Origin of the sequence: Streptomyces subrutilus (genome assembly GCF_001746425.1) — a bacterium.
Lineage (GTDB): Bacteria > Actinomycetota > Actinomycetes > Streptomycetales > Streptomycetaceae > Streptomyces > Streptomyces subrutilus_A.
In genome coordinates, this window is sequence record NZ_MEHK01000002.1 from 448,657 (window position 1) to 466,329 (window position 17,673).

General features: G+C 69.3%; 20 protein-coding genes. 12 read left to right on the top strand and 8 right to left on the bottom strand.

Annotation, left to right across the window (positions count from 1 at the left end; all coding sequences use genetic code 11):
* Window positions 1–114: 114 nt before the first annotated feature.
* The gene (locus BGK67_RS34955; RefSeq protein ID WP_069924561.1) at window positions 115–594 is read left to right on the top strand and encodes a hypothetical protein; all 480 of its coding nucleotides are present in this window, start codon (window positions 115–117) and stop codon (window positions 592–594) included.
* A gap of 436 nt (window positions 595–1,030) precedes the next feature.
* Here the strand turns inward: BGK67_RS34955 and BGK67_RS34960 are convergent, their stop codons facing one another.
* From BGK67_RS34960 to BGK67_RS34970, 3 genes are all read right to left on the bottom strand, one after another.
* Entirely contained in the window at window positions 1,031–1,741 is a 711-nt protein-coding gene (locus BGK67_RS34960) for a hypothetical protein (protein WP_141754169.1), read from the bottom strand.
* A 64-nt stretch (window positions 1,742–1,805) separates the two neighbouring features.
* Window positions 1,806–3,149, bottom strand: a complete 1,344-nt coding sequence (gene dnaB, locus BGK67_RS34965) for a replicative DNA helicase (RefSeq protein ID WP_069924563.1) — start codon at window positions 3,147–3,149, stop codon at window positions 1,806–1,808.
* A 79-nt stretch (window positions 3,150–3,228) separates the two neighbouring features.
* The gene (locus BGK67_RS34970) at window positions 3,229–3,837 is read right to left on the bottom strand and encodes a DciA family protein (protein WP_069924564.1); all 609 of its coding nucleotides are present in this window, start codon (window positions 3,835–3,837) and stop codon (window positions 3,229–3,231) included.
* 88 nt (window positions 3,838–3,925) lie between these two features.
* Here BGK67_RS34970 and BGK67_RS34975 point away from each other — a divergent pair, with 88 nt between their 5' ends.
* Entirely contained in the window at window positions 3,926–4,981 is a 1,056-nt protein-coding gene (locus tag BGK67_RS34975) for a DUF6083 domain-containing protein (protein WP_069924565.1), read from the top strand.
* A gap of 144 nt (window positions 4,982–5,125) precedes the next feature.
* On the opposite strand, the gene BGK67_RS34980 is transcribed toward BGK67_RS34975, so the two are convergent.
* The 5 genes from BGK67_RS34980 to BGK67_RS35000 form a co-directional block, all read right to left on the bottom strand.
* Window positions 5,126–6,055 (bottom strand): DciA family protein, encoded by a 930-nt coding sequence (locus BGK67_RS34980; protein WP_069924566.1) that lies wholly within the window; start codon window positions 6,053–6,055, stop codon window positions 5,126–5,128.
* A 9-nt stretch (window positions 6,056–6,064) separates the two neighbouring features.
* A complete protein-coding gene (locus tag BGK67_RS34985) occupies window positions 6,065–7,537 on the bottom strand; it encodes a transcriptional regulator (RefSeq protein ID WP_244291566.1) in 1,473 nt (490 codons plus the stop codon).
* Between the two features lie 745 nt (window positions 7,538–8,282).
* Complete coding sequence (locus BGK67_RS34990) at window positions 8,283–8,852, bottom strand: P-loop nucleotide/nucleoside kinase family protein (protein ID WP_069924698.1); 570 nt, start codon at window positions 8,850–8,852, stop codon at window positions 8,283–8,285.
* 20 nt (window positions 8,853–8,872) lie between these two features.
* On the bottom strand, window positions 8,873–10,216 hold the full coding sequence (locus BGK67_RS40580; RefSeq protein WP_069924567.1) for a UTRA domain-containing protein: 1,344 nt from the start codon (window positions 10,214–10,216) through the stop codon (window positions 8,873–8,875).
* 1 nt (window position 10,217) lies between these two features.
* Window positions 10,218–11,132 (bottom strand): sigma-70 family RNA polymerase sigma factor, encoded by a 915-nt coding sequence (locus BGK67_RS35000; protein WP_244291567.1) that lies wholly within the window; start codon window positions 11,130–11,132, stop codon window positions 10,218–10,220.
* A 377-nt stretch (window positions 11,133–11,509) separates the two neighbouring features.
* Between BGK67_RS35000 and BGK67_RS35005 the strand changes: the two genes are divergently transcribed.
* From BGK67_RS35005 to BGK67_RS38490, 10 genes are all read left to right on the top strand, one after another.
* A complete protein-coding gene (locus BGK67_RS35005; RefSeq protein ID WP_069924568.1) occupies window positions 11,510–12,370 on the top strand; it encodes a hypothetical protein in 861 nt (286 codons plus the stop codon).
* A 108-nt stretch (window positions 12,371–12,478) separates the two neighbouring features.
* Window positions 12,479–12,904: a hypothetical protein gene (locus tag BGK67_RS35010; RefSeq protein ID WP_107489056.1), complete on the top strand. Its 426-nt coding sequence runs from the start codon at window positions 12,479–12,481 to the stop codon at window positions 12,902–12,904.
* A gap of 111 nt (window positions 12,905–13,015) precedes the next feature.
* Window positions 13,016–13,147 carry a hypothetical protein gene (locus tag BGK67_RS40885; protein ID WP_279628747.1) on the top strand — a complete coding sequence of 44 codons (132 nt, stop codon included), beginning with the start codon at window positions 13,016–13,018 and terminating at the stop codon, window positions 13,145–13,147.
* A 5-nt stretch (window positions 13,148–13,152) separates the two neighbouring features.
* Window positions 13,153–13,419, top strand: a complete 267-nt coding sequence (locus BGK67_RS35015; protein WP_069924700.1) for a WhiB family transcriptional regulator — start codon at window positions 13,153–13,155, stop codon at window positions 13,417–13,419.
* Window positions 13,420–13,494: 75 nt separating this feature from the next.
* The gene (locus BGK67_RS39310) at window positions 13,495–13,671 is read left to right on the top strand and encodes a hypothetical protein (protein WP_167739678.1); all 177 of its coding nucleotides are present in this window, start codon (window positions 13,495–13,497) and stop codon (window positions 13,669–13,671) included.
* A gap of 198 nt (window positions 13,672–13,869) precedes the next feature.
* On the top strand, window positions 13,870–14,064 hold the full coding sequence (locus BGK67_RS35020; RefSeq protein ID WP_432215543.1) for a DUF5999 family protein: 195 nt from the start codon (window positions 13,870–13,872) through the stop codon (window positions 14,062–14,064).
* A gap of 103 nt (window positions 14,065–14,167) precedes the next feature.
* Entirely contained in the window at window positions 14,168–14,533 is a 366-nt protein-coding gene (locus BGK67_RS35025; protein WP_069924571.1) for a hypothetical protein, read from the top strand.
* Between the two features lie 58 nt (window positions 14,534–14,591).
* Complete coding sequence (locus BGK67_RS35030; protein WP_069924572.1) at window positions 14,592–16,814, top strand: hypothetical protein; 2,223 nt, start codon at window positions 14,592–14,594, stop codon at window positions 16,812–16,814.
* Between the two features lie 122 nt (window positions 16,815–16,936).
* A complete protein-coding gene (locus BGK67_RS35035) occupies window positions 16,937–17,434 on the top strand; it encodes a hypothetical protein (protein ID WP_069924573.1) in 498 nt (165 codons plus the stop codon).
* Complete coding sequence (locus BGK67_RS38490) at window positions 17,431–17,667, top strand: hypothetical protein (RefSeq protein WP_069924574.1); 237 nt, start codon at window positions 17,431–17,433, stop codon at window positions 17,665–17,667. Before BGK67_RS35035 ends, BGK67_RS38490 begins: the two co-directional genes overlap by 4 nt.
* Window positions 17,668–17,673 lie beyond the last annotated feature (6 nt).

Genomic DNA, 17,673 nt, shown 5'->3' on the forward strand with positions numbered 1-17,673 from the left:
ATCACGGCGCGGATGTGGTCGAAGAGCCCGGACTACGGCCTTCGTCGGCTTGCCCCCTGGGTAGCAAGGAGTCCTAGGCTCGTTTCGACTCAGGCGAGGTGGAGGGGATGTCACATGACACAGGGGCAGGAAGAGGAATACGGACCCGGAAGCCCGGACTACGGCTTGTCGTACGAGCCGGATCCGTCGGCGGGACAGGCGGACGACTATGGCCCCGGGAGCCCGGATTACGGCTTGTCGTACGAACCCGACCCATGGGCGGACCCAGTGCCGGACGAGAACACGGACTACGGCTTCCGGGCGAGGAGCTTCGACGCGGACCATGCGGAGTCCATGTGGGAGGCGGCCTTCCGGGACGGTCACATCACCCGGGAGCAGTTCCAGAACAGGCGGCGGGGAGGAACAGCTTCTGAACGGGCAGAGGCTCCAGACGCGGGGCCGGTCATCAGGTCCGCGGTCGAGAACGTGCGAGCCAAGCTCGCCGATCCCAGCCTGTCTCCCGAGCAGCGAGCCATCAACGAAGAGGTTCTGGCATCCCTCCAGCGAACGCTCGATGAGATGCCGGCCGGGCCCGACGAGTCGGATGCTTCATAGGTGGTCGCCTATTGAACACGGCACCGCGGCGGCCCACTCTCGGCGCCGCTGCTAGAACGTGGTGTCGATCGGCGCCGGCGGGTCATCGACATGCTCATCCGGGTCGGGGGAAGCCCATCACCCGAGCGCGCGCATCGCGGCGGTATGCCGCTCCACCGCTTCCTCGATGACCGTGTCGACCCGGGACGGCAGGGCAGGCCTCACGGTGCGCCTCGATCGCGCGGCGGTATACGTCCGGCGGTATCCGCGCTCCACCGGCGCAGCGGGTGCCGCTGGCTGCCGAGTAGGGGCGGCGGCCGGTGCCGCCGCCTCGAGAATCTTGTGGTCCACGGTAGGGCGGGAGCAGCAGGTGCCCGCCCGGATGGCGCACCCGTACGCACCCGGGCCGGAGGCTGGAAGGGAGAGGATGCAAGCCCGCCAGGCCCGAACGTCCTGTTCAGGGTTGGCGCAGGTTCAGCGGGGTCCACTGCAAGGTGCTTCGAGATCCAGTGCGGTATTCGTGGGGGTCGACTTCCAGCCGTGTGTCCACGGTCTGGGGGCTGGTGCGGTGGACGACAAGGGTGGGTTTGCAGACATCAGTCATCACCATCGCGGGGTGATCGATGTGCAGCCAGGTGGACATGCGGCGGGAGAGTTGCGGTTCGGGATCGACGACGGTGGTGAGCAGGAGGGGCAGGTCGATTCTGATTTCCCTGACGGACCACATCAGCTGGTCTGCCCGGGACTCGGGTTCGTCCGGGTCGTCGATGGGGTCGTCCCATTCGCGGTACGGCGGTGGGGTGGGGCTGAGGCGTTCGTAGCGCTCGATGACCACGAAGGAGGGTTTCTCGCCGTTGATCAGTCGTTGTGCCCGTGCGTTCACGTCTGTGGGGGTCGGGTTGGGAGTCTCGTCGACGGCCAGCCACTCGGGCGGATCGTGGGGGGGATAGCCGGTGTAGAGGAGCGTGGGTACGCCGGCCTTCGCGGCGTGGACGGCGATGTCCCGGCCGACTTTCGCTTCCCGGCTGCCCCGCTGCGCGATGATGCCCACTTTGTGGCGGAAGTTCAGCTCGGCGAGGTCGGTCAGGTCGGGCCATGGTGTTGGGATTGAGGTGCTGGTTTCCAGGGTTCGCCGCAGGGGTTGCGGTAACGCGTCGTGGTGGGTCAATGCTCTGCTCCTGCCTCTCAGGTCTTGAGGTTGTGCCGGGCTGATCGGCGACGTGGTGCGGCTGTCACGTGGATGCCATGTCGACGAACCGCGAGTAGTGCCCCTGGAAGGCCACCGTGATGGTTGCCGTGGGGCCGTTTCGGTGTTTTGCCACGATGAGGTCCGCCTCGCCTGCGCGGGGGGAGTCCTTTTCGTATGCGTCCTCGCGGTGGAGCAGGATCGCGAGGTCGGCATTGTCTTCCAGCGCGCCTGAGTCTCGGAGGTCGCTGAGCTGCGGCTTCTTGTCGGCCCGTTGTTCAGGGCCGCGGTTGAGTTTGGATACGGCCAGGATCGGGATCTCGAGCTCTTTGGCGAGGAGCTTGAGGCAGCGGGCGATTTCGGAGATCTCCTCGTATCGGGAGGAGAACGGGCGGGTGCCGTACGTGAACATCTGCAGGTCGTCCACGACGATGAGTTCGATGCTCCGCTGGCTGCGCAGTCGGCGGCTTTGCGCCCGGAGCTCGGTGAATGTGGCGTGCGCGCTGTCCTGTACGTAGAGCGGGGCCTTCGAGGTATCGGGCATGCGCCGGGCCAGGCGGGTCCAGTCGTCGTCGGTCATGGTCCCTGAGCGCATGTGGTGGAGCGCGACGCGGGCCTCGGCGGAAAGGATCCGCATGGCGACTTCGGTCCGGCTGGACTCCAGGGTGAACAGGACGGCGGGCAGGTGGTGCTTGATGCTGGCGCAGCGGAGGATGTCGAGGGCCAGCGTGGATTTGCCCATGGCAGGGCGGGCGGCGATCACGGTGAGGTGGCCGGGGTGGAGGCCACCGGTTAGCGAGTCGAGGTCTGTGAAGCCGGTGGGTACGCCGATGAGATTGCCGTCCCGTCGGCCGACGGCTTCGATTTCATCGAGGGCGTCTTCCATTATTTCGCCGAGCACGAAGGCGGGCGGGACGCTGTCCGGGTGCTCGGCGGTGGCTGCGAAGATCTCGGATTCCGCGGCGTCGGCGATACGGTCGATGAATTCCGGAGTGCCGTCGACGGCGAGGTCGTGGATGTGAAGGGCAGCGGCCTGCAGGCGGCGGAGTTTGGCTGTTGACCGCACCCGTTCGGCAAGCTTCGCTCGGCTCCTGCCGCTGGCCTTCTGCCGGGCAAGGCCGTTGATGTAGTCAGTGCCGCCCGCTTCGTCGAGCTGATCCATCTTGGTGAGGTGCTCGCACACGGAGAACGGGTTGGGTGTCTGGTTCGCCGCGTAGATGGTCAGGATGCTGTTGTAGATGATGGCGTGGGCGGGCCGGTAGAAGTCGTGGCCGTGGAGGACTTCGACGGTGTCCGCGATGGCGTCGGTGGAGATCAGCATGTCGTGGAGGACAGCTCTTTCCGCCTGCAGGTCGTTTGGCTGGGCCTGCTCGATGCCGTCCTCGGCCATGTGGTTCCTCTCGCCGTCCGGCACCGTGCGCAGGTGCCCCTGGTCAGGGTAGCCAGCCCGTGTGCTCCTCATATGGCTCTCAAGGACGCCTGTCAGCGCGGGCGCGGGCCAGTGCGAGGTGGCGGACGGCTTGCTCCGCTGACGGGGTGCCAGATGGGTTTGGTGGGGCATAGAAAGGGGTGGCCGGCTCTTCGTTGCTGGGCTGCTGCGCGCCGTTGGAGGTTTCGAAGGCAGGCGCGGTGGTGACCAGGCCGGCTCGTCGCGCGAGAGGGACCTTCTCCGCCGGGATCTGCGGGTCCTGCGGGGACAGGACCCGCAGAGTTCGGACAGCCTCGTGGTCCAGGTGCTGGTTCAGGCGGGCGACGAGCTGAGGCTCGAGGAGCCGCGCCTGGGATGCCCACGCCTTGGAGTCGGCACGCACGATGAACTGGGCGCCGTCGACGTCGACCACTGCGACATGCGCGGCGATCTCGGGTCCGACGATGACGGGCCAGGCCGTGAACAGGGGGTTCAGGGCCGGGATGACCCATCCACGCTCACACAGCAGGTCGGAGAAGGCCGTCTGCAGAGGCACGGGGCCCGACCCGGGCCGGCTTCGCCGTTGTGGAGCGCGCTTGCCGCGCCGCCATCGGGCGTCCTGCTTGGCCTGCTGCAGTGCGAGGCGGGCGAGGTCCTGACGCTGCTGCATGCACCCTCCTGGACTATGGCGATGCCGGTCTCCCCAGGTTCACGATTCTCCTGTACTCGGCATGTGCTGGAGCCTTACAAAGGGGGGTGTGAACACGGCTCCTTGGGATAGCGGCGGCCAGATGCCGAAGGCCATGCGCATTCATCCCCATGCACCGTCGAAGTCCCTGCGCAGCGACAACACGGGGCGCTGCCAGTACTGCCACAACCTGGTCTGGTGGTTCGACCGGGCTGACGGCGGCAGAATCCCCTTGCTGCCCAAACAGTTTCCCACCTCCCGCGTCCCGGCTCGGGCGCGGTGGAGCGTGGATGCCGGTGTCGCCCGCCTCGGCTCGGTGGAGGACACGTGCTGGATCCCGCACCCGGCCATCTGTCCGGGTATCGAGCATGAAGAGTTCACGGACGCGGGTCTGGCCGATCTGCACCGGCAGTCCGCCATCAACATGCAGACCGCGATCCGGGAGGGAAGAATCTCCGCACCACTGACCAGGGCGGAGAACGACGACCAGGACACCGGCCGTGAGCGAGGCGGCCGCCGCTCTCGCCGGGACGTTATCGCCTACCACTCCGTGCACCTCCTCGCCCCGTCGACGGTCGGTGAGCTGCTATGCGTCGCGTTGTCGGAAGCAACAGGACAGCGGTGCGAGAACCAGGTGCACGATGACCGCGCGGGCTTCCAGGGCGAGTGGGCGGAGACCGAGATCCCTTACCCTCGCGACAACAACGGCGACGCCCCGTTCTGGGAAGGGCAGACCATGTGGGTGTGGAGCCTGAACAACGTCAGCTACAAGGAGAGCGTGCGCTGGCGTGACCAGCACTGCCCCGCCCACGCCTCCGAAATCACCGCGCCTGACGCCCACCCTCGCGAATGCGAGCACTTCGACCCCTTCCGCAACAGCAACCACATCCGCTACCAGCGACCCGCCACAGCACCGACGGTCGCCCAGTCGCCGATCAAGGGGACGCGACTGATCTGCGTCGGCAAGGAATGCGACGCGGGCAAAGTCGGAGCGGTACCGGAAAGGGAAGTCGTGGAGGGCTTGGGCTGGATGTGCTACAGGTGCCGGCCCAAGCACACAGCCCGACGTGCCACGCACCGCCGTTGGCAGGCGGATCCGGGCGAGTCCGGCCACGTTTGGCCGTAACCCACCCCAGATCCCGGTGCACAGGTGCACCCCTCGCTACGCGCTGCACCGACGCGCAGCCGTGTGTCGGCTGATCGGGAGCTCACGCGTCGCGAGCACAACGGTTCCCGACCGCCGGTACGTGCCTGGAGCAGCTGCGTGACTTCATCCTGCCCGCCCGCTCTCGGGCCGGGCAGGATCAGGACCGCGGCGGGCGCCCTGCGGCCGGAGAATCGCTGCCCCGGACCGCTGGGCGCGTTCGGCTCGGGCCCGGTGCAGGGCTGCTGTCTCGGTGGCGGCGCACTCGCGACGCCGCTGCAGGACGGCGCTGTCGATCGGCGTCGGCTGCTCGTCGGCGACCTCCTCCGGGTCGGGAAAGGCCCACTGGCTGAGTTCCCGCAGCACGCTGACCTGTCGGGCGGCTGCCTGCGCGGTGTCCAGGGCCATCTCTCGCCTGCGCGGGACGGCTTGGTGGGCCGCGAGTGCCCGGTGAAAGCCTTCGGGGGCCATGTCCCGGGTCCGCACCGACACTTCGGGCCCGGCAGCCGCTGCCGGTGTCGGAGCGGGTGTGCGGGGCTCGGGCACCATGGTCTTGCCGATGGCCAGGACCCGGATGGTCCGGACGGCCTGGGTCCCGGCCCGGTCGTTGGCCGCGGCAATGATGCGCGCGTTGAGCAGTCGGAGCTGGGTAGCGTATGCGGGCGAGTCCGGGCGCAGGTCCAGCTGCCCGCTCTCCGCGTTGAAGGCGGCCGCCGTGACGTGCGCGGACAGGTTCGCGGTGACGGCGTCCGCGATGTCCGGCCACCGGTCCAGAACGCCACCGCCTGCGGCCGGGATGTCCCAGGCCCGGTCGGCCAGCAGACCATGGAGGACGGTGCCGAACCCGGCGACCTCGCGCCCATCACGTCGCATCCCCGCCGTACGTGAAGCCTGCTTCGCCTTCCGGGTGCTGCCCGAAGCGCCGCGGGCCTTGGCGGCTTCGCGGGCCTGGTGCAATGCAACGCGGGCCAGGTCGACACCGGACAGTTCCCTTGAGGCCGGACCCGGCTGCTTCTGGTCCCGGTCCTGCTGGCTGTGGGTGATCGTTTCGGTCATTTCGGCCTCCTACCGCTTTCCCAGGGCCATCAGCGAGCTGCGCCTGCCACTCGTGAACCGAAGTGCGCGCCGCACCAGGTCAGCGCCGTAAAGCCGCTCGGCGGCGGCTTGTCCGAACGTGTCGACCGCTCCGATTACGAGCGTCGTCTCGCCGCGCGCGAACTCGCCCCGGGCCATCACCCGCAGCTCGCGCCGCTGCTCCTGGTCGAGGTCGTCGATCCCGGTCTGTGCGGGCAGGACTTCGCCCTGGGCGTCGTCCGCCGGCTGCTGCTGACGCGGGATGAATGCTTGGGCGACCAGGCGGCGGACGGATTCGCTCCTCGGTGCCCGCCACTGGCCTTCCCACTCCCGGTGGCGCGCCTGCTCGGCGCGCCGGGAGTCCCGGTACGCCTGGACAGCTCGAGCCCGGCCCTCAGCGGTCGGCCACTGCGCCACGGCGGTGGCCAGCCGTGCGGCGAGGAACCCGGAGGGCCGGTGGACCTGTTCCGGGGCGTCGCCCAGATCGAGGAACGCGATGACCTCGTCGGCGGTCCAGCCCGCGTCCGCGACCTCGCTGAGGATCCAGGCGATCCGGGGTACCGAAGCCCGGCCCATCCACGGCACCTGGCGGACCAGCTCACCAGCCAGCTGGAAACGGCGGCCGACCGCGTTCAGGCCTCGGCGACCGTCGGCCTTGCCCTTTGACATCTTGGGGGTGGAGAACTGGCCTTCCCCGCTGGCGAGCTTGCTCTCAGAGGGAAGCGAAGTAGTACCGGCAGAGGGAAGACCTAAGGTACCCACCTGCATTGGGGTGCAACGGGCCTCACCGGAAACAGCCGTCACAACGCCCTGATCAGCACCCTCGCCAGCAGCCCTCGCGGGGGTCCTCGAGGACGTCTTCGCCCGCGGCTTGCGCACCTTCCGGGATGCCTTCTTCGCCAGCTTCGCGATCAGCTCCCGGCCGGACTCCGCGATCCCAGACACCGCCCGCGTGTACGCCGGAGCGTCCTCGTCCCGCTGCACCGTACGGATGCCCAGCGCGACGTCGAACTCCACCGGGACCATCCGTGCGAACTCCGACGCCTGGCCGCCGTCGCCAGCTACCCGGGTGCCCTTGACGATCCAGGCGAGCAGCCCGGTCTCCCGCAGGATGCGCAGGTGGTCCTGGACCGCCCGCTCGGACAGGCCGACCCGGCGCATCAGGTACTTGATGCCCGGACGGCACGGGGACAGCGCGGCGAGCTCCTGGGCGACCCGCAGGGTCGTCGGACCGAAGGAACGCGGGCCGTGGGACCGGTGCCGCCGCGGCTGGTACAGCCCGGACCCGGCGACCCAGTGGACCGTCTGCATCCAGGAGTAGCCCTCGCCCGCGATCCGGCCCGACGAGGTCGACAGCCACTGCGCGGCCTCGGCCACGAACAGCTCGGGCATCACGGCGACCGCGTCGGCGTCATCGAGGGCACGGCGCGGAGCGGGCAGCATCACGGCGGCTGACGCCGCCACGGCGCTCACCGGCCCGCCCGGACGGAGGAGATAGAGATCATCTCGGCAGCTTTGCGCAGGCAGCCTGTGGACAGAGTCCGGGCAGCGGCGAGGACTTGGTTCGCTCCCGCCCGGCGGGCAGAAATCTTGAAGCGCGTCCCGCTGGACGGGATGCGCCCCAACCACCCGGCGCCCGCGGCCCCGGCTCGGTGGTCGGTGCGAGAGCCTGTGAATCTGATCAAACGGACGCCAGGTAACCGGCGAAACGGGGCGAAACGGGCAGGCGTCGGCTTTTCAATGGACAGGGGATCGTGCACCATGGCAGGGACACCAACCTCCGACGGAAGTGCCAGCTCGCGATGCGAGGCCGGCCTTCGAATGGATGTAGGTGACCGCCCCCTCCGGGAGGAGCGGGCAGGCACCGAACGGCAGGGGAGATTCCTCCTCTCGTCTCGGTGGAGCTGAGTCGCAGAGCCCCTGTGGTGGGGGCGCCGCGGCGAAGCGCGCACAGCGGGTGCTGCGCGGCTGTGGTGGCCGTGGTTAGTGGCCGGTGTTGCGATAGAAGATCTGGCTCGATGAGCCGAAGCTCAGGACCGGGTGAAGACCGGGACTGAGCGCTGACCTGGACAGTGAGTCCGGTCAGGACGAGGCCGGCGCGGCCGAGCGGATGGTTAGTCCGCCGAAGCAGCGCGGCCATGGCGGTTACGTCACGCCGACCCCCTCGACAACAGAGGTGGAGTCGGCGTTCCCGCACACCTGAACGAGGTCACTGTCCGTCCTCCTGCGCGGAAGGCAGGCCGTAGCGGAGCTGGGCAAGCAGGGCTTCGGGGCGCTCGTCATATACAACATGCGGCTCATCCTCAGTCGGAGGATGAAAGCGCGTGGCGAAGCGCAACAGGTCTTGCTCGCTGAACTCGATGGAGTTGGCGTCGACATCAGCGAGCTGGTTCCGCTCGCTGATCCGTGACCATCGCACTTCATGCGGCACCGGCAGGTACACCAGGGTGGGGACGCCACCGGCCCCTACGACTAGAGCCTGCCATTCGGCCCGTTCTTCTGGTGTCCAGAAGCCGTGGTCGACCACGACGTCATCACCGGCCTCCACCAGTCCTCGGAGTTCGCCAGCGACATCTTCAAGGACGGGAGCTTCCCGAACTCGGAATTGCCCCCTGGGGAAGTCGACGCCGTACCGGCCGTAGCGACGGAACATCTCCTCATCAGGACACAGCCGTGTGAACCCCGCGGCTACTAGGGCTTTTGCCAACGTCGTCTTACCGGCGCCCGGCATCCCCGCCATCAGAACGACACGTGACCTGCGCGGCACGTCTCCGTCCATGGCCGAGGTACAAGTCGAGGTCAGCACGTCATGTCCGCCGTTTCGACGCGCGTACGGCCGGGAGCGCCCAGATCCACGCCGTACTCCAGAGGCCGGCCTTCGCGGTCGACGAACCGAGCGGAGAGGACGAGGATCGCTTCGTTCGTGCCGGGCTGGAGCTCCAGGAGCTGGGCGTCCTCGGCGGTGGCGATGCGGGCCGTGGTCTCATCCGTACGCTTCACAGCCTGCCGACCCGTTTCCTGGGCGATGAGGTCGAGGGACGTACCGCCGATCAGCCGTTCGTTGCGGAGGAGCGCGGGCACGGCCTGGGCGAACTCGAGCTGGATCCACGATGTTGAGTGTGCAACGACGCCGTGCCGGTCACGGTAGACGCGGGTTCGCCGGATGACGTCGTCTCCAGCTTCCACCCCCAGTGCCGCAGCAACGTTCTGCGGGGCGGAGACGACGGCGGCGGTGTGTCCGTCGGAGCGTTCTCCCGCACCCCATGAAGAACCAGTACGGCGCCCGCGTTCCAGGCGCTGGCCTCCAGAGGAGAGAGACACGGGCCGACCGATGCGCGCGTACGCGGCGGTCGCGTCATCGGATCGCTTGAACCGCGGCCAGCGCTCGCCCGCCGGGTCAGCAAGCTCGACTTCCCGAGTGCGCGCGATCAGGGCCGCCGGCCCCTCGACGCGCAGCAGATCGAGGAGTTGCTCCCAGCTCAAAGCACCGAAGCTGTCAACGAGTCGACTCGCGCCGTCCGTGAGTAGAGCGGCCTGACGGACCTGGGCAAGGTCGACGCTCCCAGTAATCGCCTCGTCAGCCGCAGCCGGGTCGGTTGCCGCGACCCAGTATCCGCCAGGCCGGTTCCGGAGATGCCGTTGGACGGTGACGAGCGCGGAGACACGAGCGGCGTGCTCGGGAGTACCCGTCGGCCCTTGGAGCGCGGCCTCCATCTCCTCGCCGGCCACCTCTTCGACTCGCTTGTCGGTGATGGTCCGGATGCCCTCGTCGCCGAGGTCAAGCACTAGCACGTTGTCGGAGAGCACGAGGTAGTCGAGGACGTTCCCCCGCTCACGGATCATCACGACGGTCGATGCCGGGACGGCTTCCTGGTCCAACGCGCAGGTGTCACGATGGAGGTCATTGACCTCGGAGATAGCGCTTCGCAGCGCCTCGCGCAGCAACACCGCGTGGTCACCGATCAGGTTGATCAAGCATGTGCCGAGCTGCCGCACGAACCATGGGGTGCCGTGGATGCACCCCATGGGCAGGTCCTTGGGCGCGGACAGGCCGTCCAGCACGACGACCCCGGTAGGGCTGACGTGGACAGTGTCCTCGTTCGCGGTGCCCACACCTTGGGTCGAAGCCATGGATACCTGCACGTCAGGCCCCTTCCGGGCGGTAGAACGGCGTGATTTGCTCGCTCGCGACGGTCTCGAGGGTCTCCGGGTCAAAGCGGCTGGAGATGAGGGTCGAGAACCGTCGCGCCTTGAGCTCGCGGTGCACGGTGGCCAGCTGCTGGTTGAGCCAGTGAACGACGCCACCGGAGCCGCGCGCGTGGATGCCGGCGACATAAAGGAAGGTTCCCTTGCCGTCGGGGCGCGGGAGCCGGCCGAAGTATGCGATGTCGCTGTTCTCGCCCCGATCCATCGGTGAGCGGTAGATCTGGCCGGTGTTGCGGTCGGTGAGGTACCAGCCGTCATCATCCTTGCCGAACCGCAGGTGGGGATCCCCTTCAAGGATTTGTTCGATGAGGGGCGACAGCCGAGGGCCGCAGATGACTACGAGGTTGTTGCGGTTGAGCCGGACGTTGCCGCCGAGCGGGATCCGCTCGAAGCTGACTTCCAACCCGACCTCTTCGGCCAGCTCCCGCAGACGCTCGTAGGTCTGGACGTCCTCGGTGGCGATCACGGGGCCCTGGATGGCCTTCTTCTTGCCATCCTTGTCGTTGCCGTCTTCCAGCTTCTCGGCCAGCGCCACGATGACCTTGCCCGAGCCGAGGAAGAGCCTCTCCGGCGGAGCTCCCTTGGCGAGCTGGCTTACGCGTCCCTTGCTGATGCCGAGTTCGGACGCCAGCTGAGTGCTATTCAACCGGCCCACACGCAGCGTCTCGTTCATCGCCTCGTTGCGGACCGCCTGAAACTCGTTGCCGTAGTCCTGTACACGGCCAGCGAGACCATGTGCGACCTTCGCGCGCTCCAAAGGGTCAGGGAGCTCCTTCAGCTGGGACAAGGCGACGTCGAAAGCCGCATCGAGCTGGTCTCTCAGCGCGGCTGGAGCTACATCGTGCGCTTCCATACGTGCCTCCCTTCGTAGGTTCATGTTTACCCCATTAAACCCTATGGGTTCAAGGTGGTTGACGCGCGCCGTGACGAGACCTATGGTTTCGGTAGTCGAGCGGTTTAGGGCGCTAAATTGCTTGGTTGCGTTCGCTATATCTGCTTGTCAAGCGCCCAGCACCACCGCAGTTTCTGCGGCTCGTCTCTTCGGAGGCGAGCAGGTGGTCGGAGGCGGTAGCACGAACAAACCCCCCGGCCGGCAGGACTGCGTGCACGACCTCAGCGCTGATGCGCTGTCTATCCGCCGGGATTCGGGCTGTTGGCTCATGGACCTGGTGGGTGGAGAGAGCATCCGCCCCGCACGCACCCCTCCCTCTCTCCTGCCGAGGAGTCGCCATGCCTGAGCTCGCCATGCCCAAGGCCGCTAAGCGCCTGGGCCGCACCCGTACCTCCCGCGTCAGCCCCCTCGACGCGATCGTCCTCTCGACCCTGTCGCCCGGACACATCGACATGCGGACCGTCGAAACCACGCAGACCCGGCGCATCTCGCTGGTGTGCCCGGACTGCGGCACCTGGGTGGCCGTGACCCCCCACCGCGGCACCTACCTGCTCAAGACGGTCCCGCACCACACCGGCAAGGCCGGCGTCGCCGACGCGATCCGCTGCCGCTCCAGCAACCGCCTCGTCGACGTGGACATCACCGACTACGCCTGGCGCCGCCAGTACAGCGACTGGGCGCGCGAGGAGCGCCTCGCCGTCGACCTCACCCGCCACCGCCGCCCCACCGCCCAGACCCTCAAAGTCGCCCGGCCCCAGGAGCGCCCCGCCGACCGGCGAGCCCAGTGGGAGCGTGCGGTGCCCGCCGCCCGCCAGGCCGACGCCGCCCGTACGGTGCCCGCCGACGCGATCCCCACCACGCGCGGTCGGGCCGTCGACGGACCCGCCGGCGCCCCGCTGGCCATGACCCCCCAGACCGCCGGGGACCGCCGCTCCGTCAGCGCCCTGGCCACCGGCACCCTTCGCGCCCTGGCCGACGCCAACCAGGACCGCTCCGCGAGCGACGTCTTCGAGGAGCACCTCACCCGCGCCGCCTACACCCACCTGGCCACGGTCTGGCGCCGCCCCCTGACCCCGGCGGACCAGCCCATGCACACCACGCTGGTGGCTGCGGTCAAGGCCGCGCTGCCCGCCCCGGCCTCGGGCGAGACCGCCGCCGCGTACACCGCCCGCTGCAACAGGTCCCCACTCGCCGCCTGACCAGCACGACCGCCCACGGCCCCGGCCTCGGCTCCCGCTCCGCGCGGGGGACGAGGTCGGGGCCTTCTGCTCCCGCCCCGCCTGACGCACCGCAACCTGGAGGTCCTGATGCGCGCCACCTCGACCCTGACGTCCCACCGGCCCAGCACCGACGAGGTGTTCGACGCCGAGACGCTCGCGCTCCTGGACGAGCTCGACGTCCCGCTCCCCGCCGAGCTCTCCGACTTCGACGTCGACCTCGACATCGCCTTCGGGACGCCGCTGGAGATGCACGAGCCCGCGGGCACCACCCGCGAGATGCGCCGGTACGCGGCCGCGGTCCTGACCGTTCCGCCCGACCGCCGCCATGAGCTCGCCCTCGCGCACGGCGCCGAGATCACCGCCCGTGTGGACGCCGGCCGCGACATCCTCGCCGCCGACCCGACCATCACCGCCCGCGTCCGCGAGCGCCTGGTCGACGTCCTCCTCCCCGCCGCCGACCGCCTGCGCCGGACGGTCCGCTCCGGATGCCGCCCCGAGTACGCCGCCGCCTGACCAGCTGGTCCCGGACGGACGCTCACGATCAGCGGCCACCCCCTACTGCACCAAGGGGATGGCCGCTGGTCGTGGCCGGTCGTACGACCCGCCAACACGACGACAGCCCCGGTGACTTGGAACCCCCCGGGGCTGTCCAGGACCTACGTGGAGGACCTGATGCAGCCCAGCATCGCACGGAACGACAGCGACTCCGACCCGATCATGGACGAGGCCCTGCGCCGCGTCCGAGAAGGGCGGTGACCGGCATGGACTGGCGCCACAACGCGATCTGTGCCGACGAGGCGGACCCGGAGCTGTTCTTCCCCATCGGCAACACCGGCCCGGCTCTCCTGCAGATCGAGGAGGCCAAGGCCGTCTGCCGCCGCTGTCCGGTCATGGAGCAGTGCCTCCAGTGGGCCCTGGAGTCCGGCGAGGACACCGGTGTCTGGGGCGGCCTGTCCGAGGACGAGCGGCGGGCGATGAAGCGCCGCGCCGCTCGCAACCGGGCCCGGAACACGGCGGCGACGGCATGAGTGACGCCGACCAGAAACGCCTGGAGGACTGGCGACGCCGGACCGAGCAGGAGCACGACTTCGGCCGCCGCGCTCATGGCTGAGGGCCTGTACGACCGCTACATGAAGGCCGCAGCCGCCAACCGCACGCACGGCGAGACCTGCAACGGGTGCTCACCGGACGCGCGGTGCGACACCGGCCGACGCCTGTACGAGTTGTTCGCCCGCCTCCAGGACTCCTACCTCGCCCAGCAGAAGCAGAAGCGAGGCTGACCCGCCCTGCGGGACGGAAACCCAACTTCCGACCCGCGACCCGCTGCTCCACCAGGTCCGGCGCCCGCACCAGGGGCGGCCGGCCTTTCGCACGCCTCCAGCCCGGGAGAGTCTCGGGCCCGCACCCCCGCAGGAGAGCCCATGCGTACCAGCACCCCGCTCGACACCACGCCGACCGGCACCCCGCTGCCGGATTCGCTGTGCACGCACACCCCGAAGTGCCCGTCGGCCATCAGCCCGGACCGCGAGGCCGCGCAGGTCGTGGCAGCCCACCCGGAGCAGGGCTGGAGCCTGTTGTGCAACGCCCTGGTGCTCTTCGACGACACCGGCGAGCTGCTGCCCGACGGCCAGATCATCACCCCGCACCGCCCCCTCGCCGCGGTCACGGCCTGACGGCTGCCTGATCCGCCCGCACCGGCCGCCGCACCCCCGGCGGCCGGGTCGGGCGGTGACTGGGAGCCGGACAGCCCGGACTACCAACCCGCCAGGAGTCGCCATGCGCAACAGCGCCCAGAGCACCACCGCCGCGATCAAGTTCCAGCAGGGCCAGTTCGTCCTGTTCCGCGACCCGGAGATGTTCTGGACCGGGCAGGCCGGCCACACCTTCGTGTGCAAGGTCGAGCGGGCCTGGATGGACGGCAAGTACGACCTGGTCGCCGTGGCCTCCGACCGTTACGTCCACTACGCCAGCGCGGAGTACATGCGGCTGCTGCCGTCCGTCGACGCGATGCGCGACATCGACACCGCCCCGCTGAACACCGACGGCGCGGCCGACGACATGACCGCGGCCGCCATCGCCTGGCTCACCCAGCAGCACGCGACCACCAACCAGCGCGCGGAGCTGCCCGCCCAGCGTGACTGACCGAACTACCTGAACCGCCGCCCCCGCCGGGGCGGCACCCGACCCGGAAGGAGGCGGCGTGGCCGCCACACGAACCGCCCGCAAGAGGAGCCCCGCCCGCAAGAAGCCAGCGGCGGCGACCCGGACCGCTCCGCAGCCCACCGCCCCCCCCACCCCCGACACCTCCCCGGCCCCGGCTACGACGACGGACACCGAGCCGGAGACGGAGGTCGTCGACCTCGAGGCGCTGGCCCGCGTCGCGGACGCCCGGGACCGGGCCGCCGACGTCATCGACACCGCGCGCGAGCAGGCCGCCGCCCTCCAGGCCGAAGCCGAGACCACGGCCGCGCGCACCGTCGCCGCCACGCACGAACAGGTCACCGTGCTGATGTCCGAGGCGCAGACCCGCGCCGCCGGCATCACCGCCGACGCCGACCAGGAGGCCACCGCCCAGCGCGAGGCCGCCAAAGTCGACCTGGAGGCGGCGCGCGGCGAGGCCGACCGGCTCCTGGCCCAGGCCCGCGAGCGTGCCAACACCCTGGTGGGGGAGGCACGCGCGCAGGTCACCGACCTCACCGAGCTGGCCGCCACCGACCGCGCGGCCACCGCCACGGCCGTTGCCGAGCTGCGCCGCCTGGCGGAGGCTGACCTCACCGAGATCAGCACCCTGGTCGACCAGCGCCGCACCAAGGCCGGCCAGATCCTGGCCCGCGCCCAGGAGCAGGCCGACGACCTGGTCGCCGCGGCGCAGCGCGAGATCGACCAGGCCCGCGAGCGGTTTGCCCAGCTCGCGGCGACGGCGGCCGAACAGTACGACGGCCGCCGCGCGGAGGCGGAGGCGCTGTACGCGGACGCGGTCAAGGCCGCCGACGACCGGCGCCGCGAGGCCGACGAGCGGGTCGCGGCCGCGCACACCGAGGCGGAGGCCGCCCGCACCGAGCTGCGGACGAAGCTGCGCGCGCTCACCGACCAGTTCGACACGGAGGCCGCCGCCAAGCGCAAGGTCCTCGCCGACGAACTTGCCGGGCTCAAGGCGGCGTGCGACAAGCAGCGCGAGCGGCTGCGGGAGGAGGCCAAGACCGTCGCGGTGCAGCTGCGCGAGGCCGCCCAGAAGGAAGCGAGCCGCATCACCACCGAGGCGGAGCGTAAGGCGAAGGCCGTCACCGAGCGGGCGAAGGCCGATGAGGCCCGTGCCCGCCGGCTGCTCGATGAGGCCCGGGAGGCGAAGAAGTCCGCCTCCCGCTGGAACGGCTGGCAGCAGAACATCAGCCGCAAGGCGTGGAAGACCGCCCCGTGGATCGCGCTCGCCGCCGGCGTCGGGCTCGCCGCCTCCGGCGAGTACGAGCTGGCCCGCATGGTCGGCATCAACCAGTACGTCGCCCCGCTGCTGCCGGTCAGCATCGACGTCTACTGCGTCACCGCGTTCCGGGCCAAGAAGGACATCCCGTACGCGCTGCTGCTGATGGCGTCGGCGAACGTGACCTACCACCTGTCCGAGCAGGCACACCTCGTCCAGGACGGTCAGTCGGCACCGTGGCAGCTGACCACGTTCGTCGTGCTGATCTTCGTGGCCGTCATCTGGCGCGTACACACGCTCATGCACGACGACAGTACGGACGGCCACGGCAGCACGGCCGGTGCGGTCGGCCGTACCGGTACGGAAGGCGGAAACGGAATGCCCGCCCGTACAGGTACGCACCGACGTACCGACGGAACGGACACCGCATCGTCCAGCCGTACAGAGGGCGCGAGCCACGACCTGTACACCGCGCCCAACACGGTTCGCCCGGACGGCGCGGGCACTGGATGGGACGGTACGGACCCTGTCCGCCCCGCCTCGCACCCGCCGCACGACGGCGGCACTGAAGCGGCGGTGACCAGGGCGTACAGCGACCGTACATACGGCGTACACACCCCCTCCGAGGGGGCGGCGCGTACAGGTACGGCGACTGTCGGGCGTACCGGGACGGCCAGCCCGGCCGTCCAGGGACGCACCGGCGCCATCAGCGTCCGTACACAGCCCGGCAACGAGGGTGTGCCGGGGGCCCGTACAGGGACGGACGCCGCGTCCTCTCTCGCAACCGGAATGGGCAGTACGGCGGGCGCGGAGCGTCCCGGTACGCCTGTACGGACGGACGAGGAGCTCCTGCCGCTCGTACAAAACCTCCCCCGCGGCGAGGACGGGTTCGTGACGCTCTACCAGGTCCGCAACCAGCTCTCCGTCAACAACAACCGCGCGGTGCGCCTGCTCTCCAAGGCCGGCCTGCTGCGCCCCGAGGACGCGGACAAGCACCTGACGTGATCCGAGTCCGGCACACACCAGTGAGGGCCAGCCCGAAGGAAGCGGGCTGGCCCTCGCTGCGACTGCCGGAAGCAGTCCACAGCTCCCCGAGTACAGCAGATCCGACCCCCACGGAGGACCCCGTGAGTACCGAAAACAACGGTCAGCCCTTCTTCGACGACCCGAACGCGGCGCTGCGCGAGATCGCGCAGAACCCCGCCGCCTACGCGCACTACCTCGCGGACTTCAACCGGGTCGTGCTGGACATGCAGGCCAAGCTGGAGATCCTCCAGCGCGAGGCCCGCGTGCACTGCCGCGGAACCCGCGTGGAGGGCGACAAGATGGGCCAGGCTTTCCTGCGCTCGTTCCCGGTGGAAAAGTCCCTGAACGACGTTCTCAAGAACCTCAAGAGCGTCACTTCGGGACTGGAAAAGAGCGCCCACAAGCGCCACGCCCACGACGAAAAGGTGAAGGAGGTCAGGAAAAACCGAAAGGAAAAGGCGCAGATCAAGGCGCGTAAGAACAACCCCACGCTCCAGGCCGCCCCAGAAAACCAGGGTCAGCAGGGTGTGCAGAGCCCGAATCCGGGCTATGGTGGTCCCACGTCGATTTACAACCTGGACCGCAGGGAGTCGGCGTGAGTGCAGGTCGCCCGCTCACGAAAGCAGAGCGGAAGGCGTTCAACCGTGCAAAACACGAGCAGAAAATCAAGCAAGATCTGATCGCTCAGCACGGTAACGAACTCGGTCAATTCTATTACTGGCTTCGCGTTACGAACATGCGAGGCACCCAGGCATATCGCGACGGGAGCACGGAGTTCATCCGTGAGGCCGCGCTCGCCCTGTACGACGTCTACAGCCGCCACTTCGGCTAGCTCCCC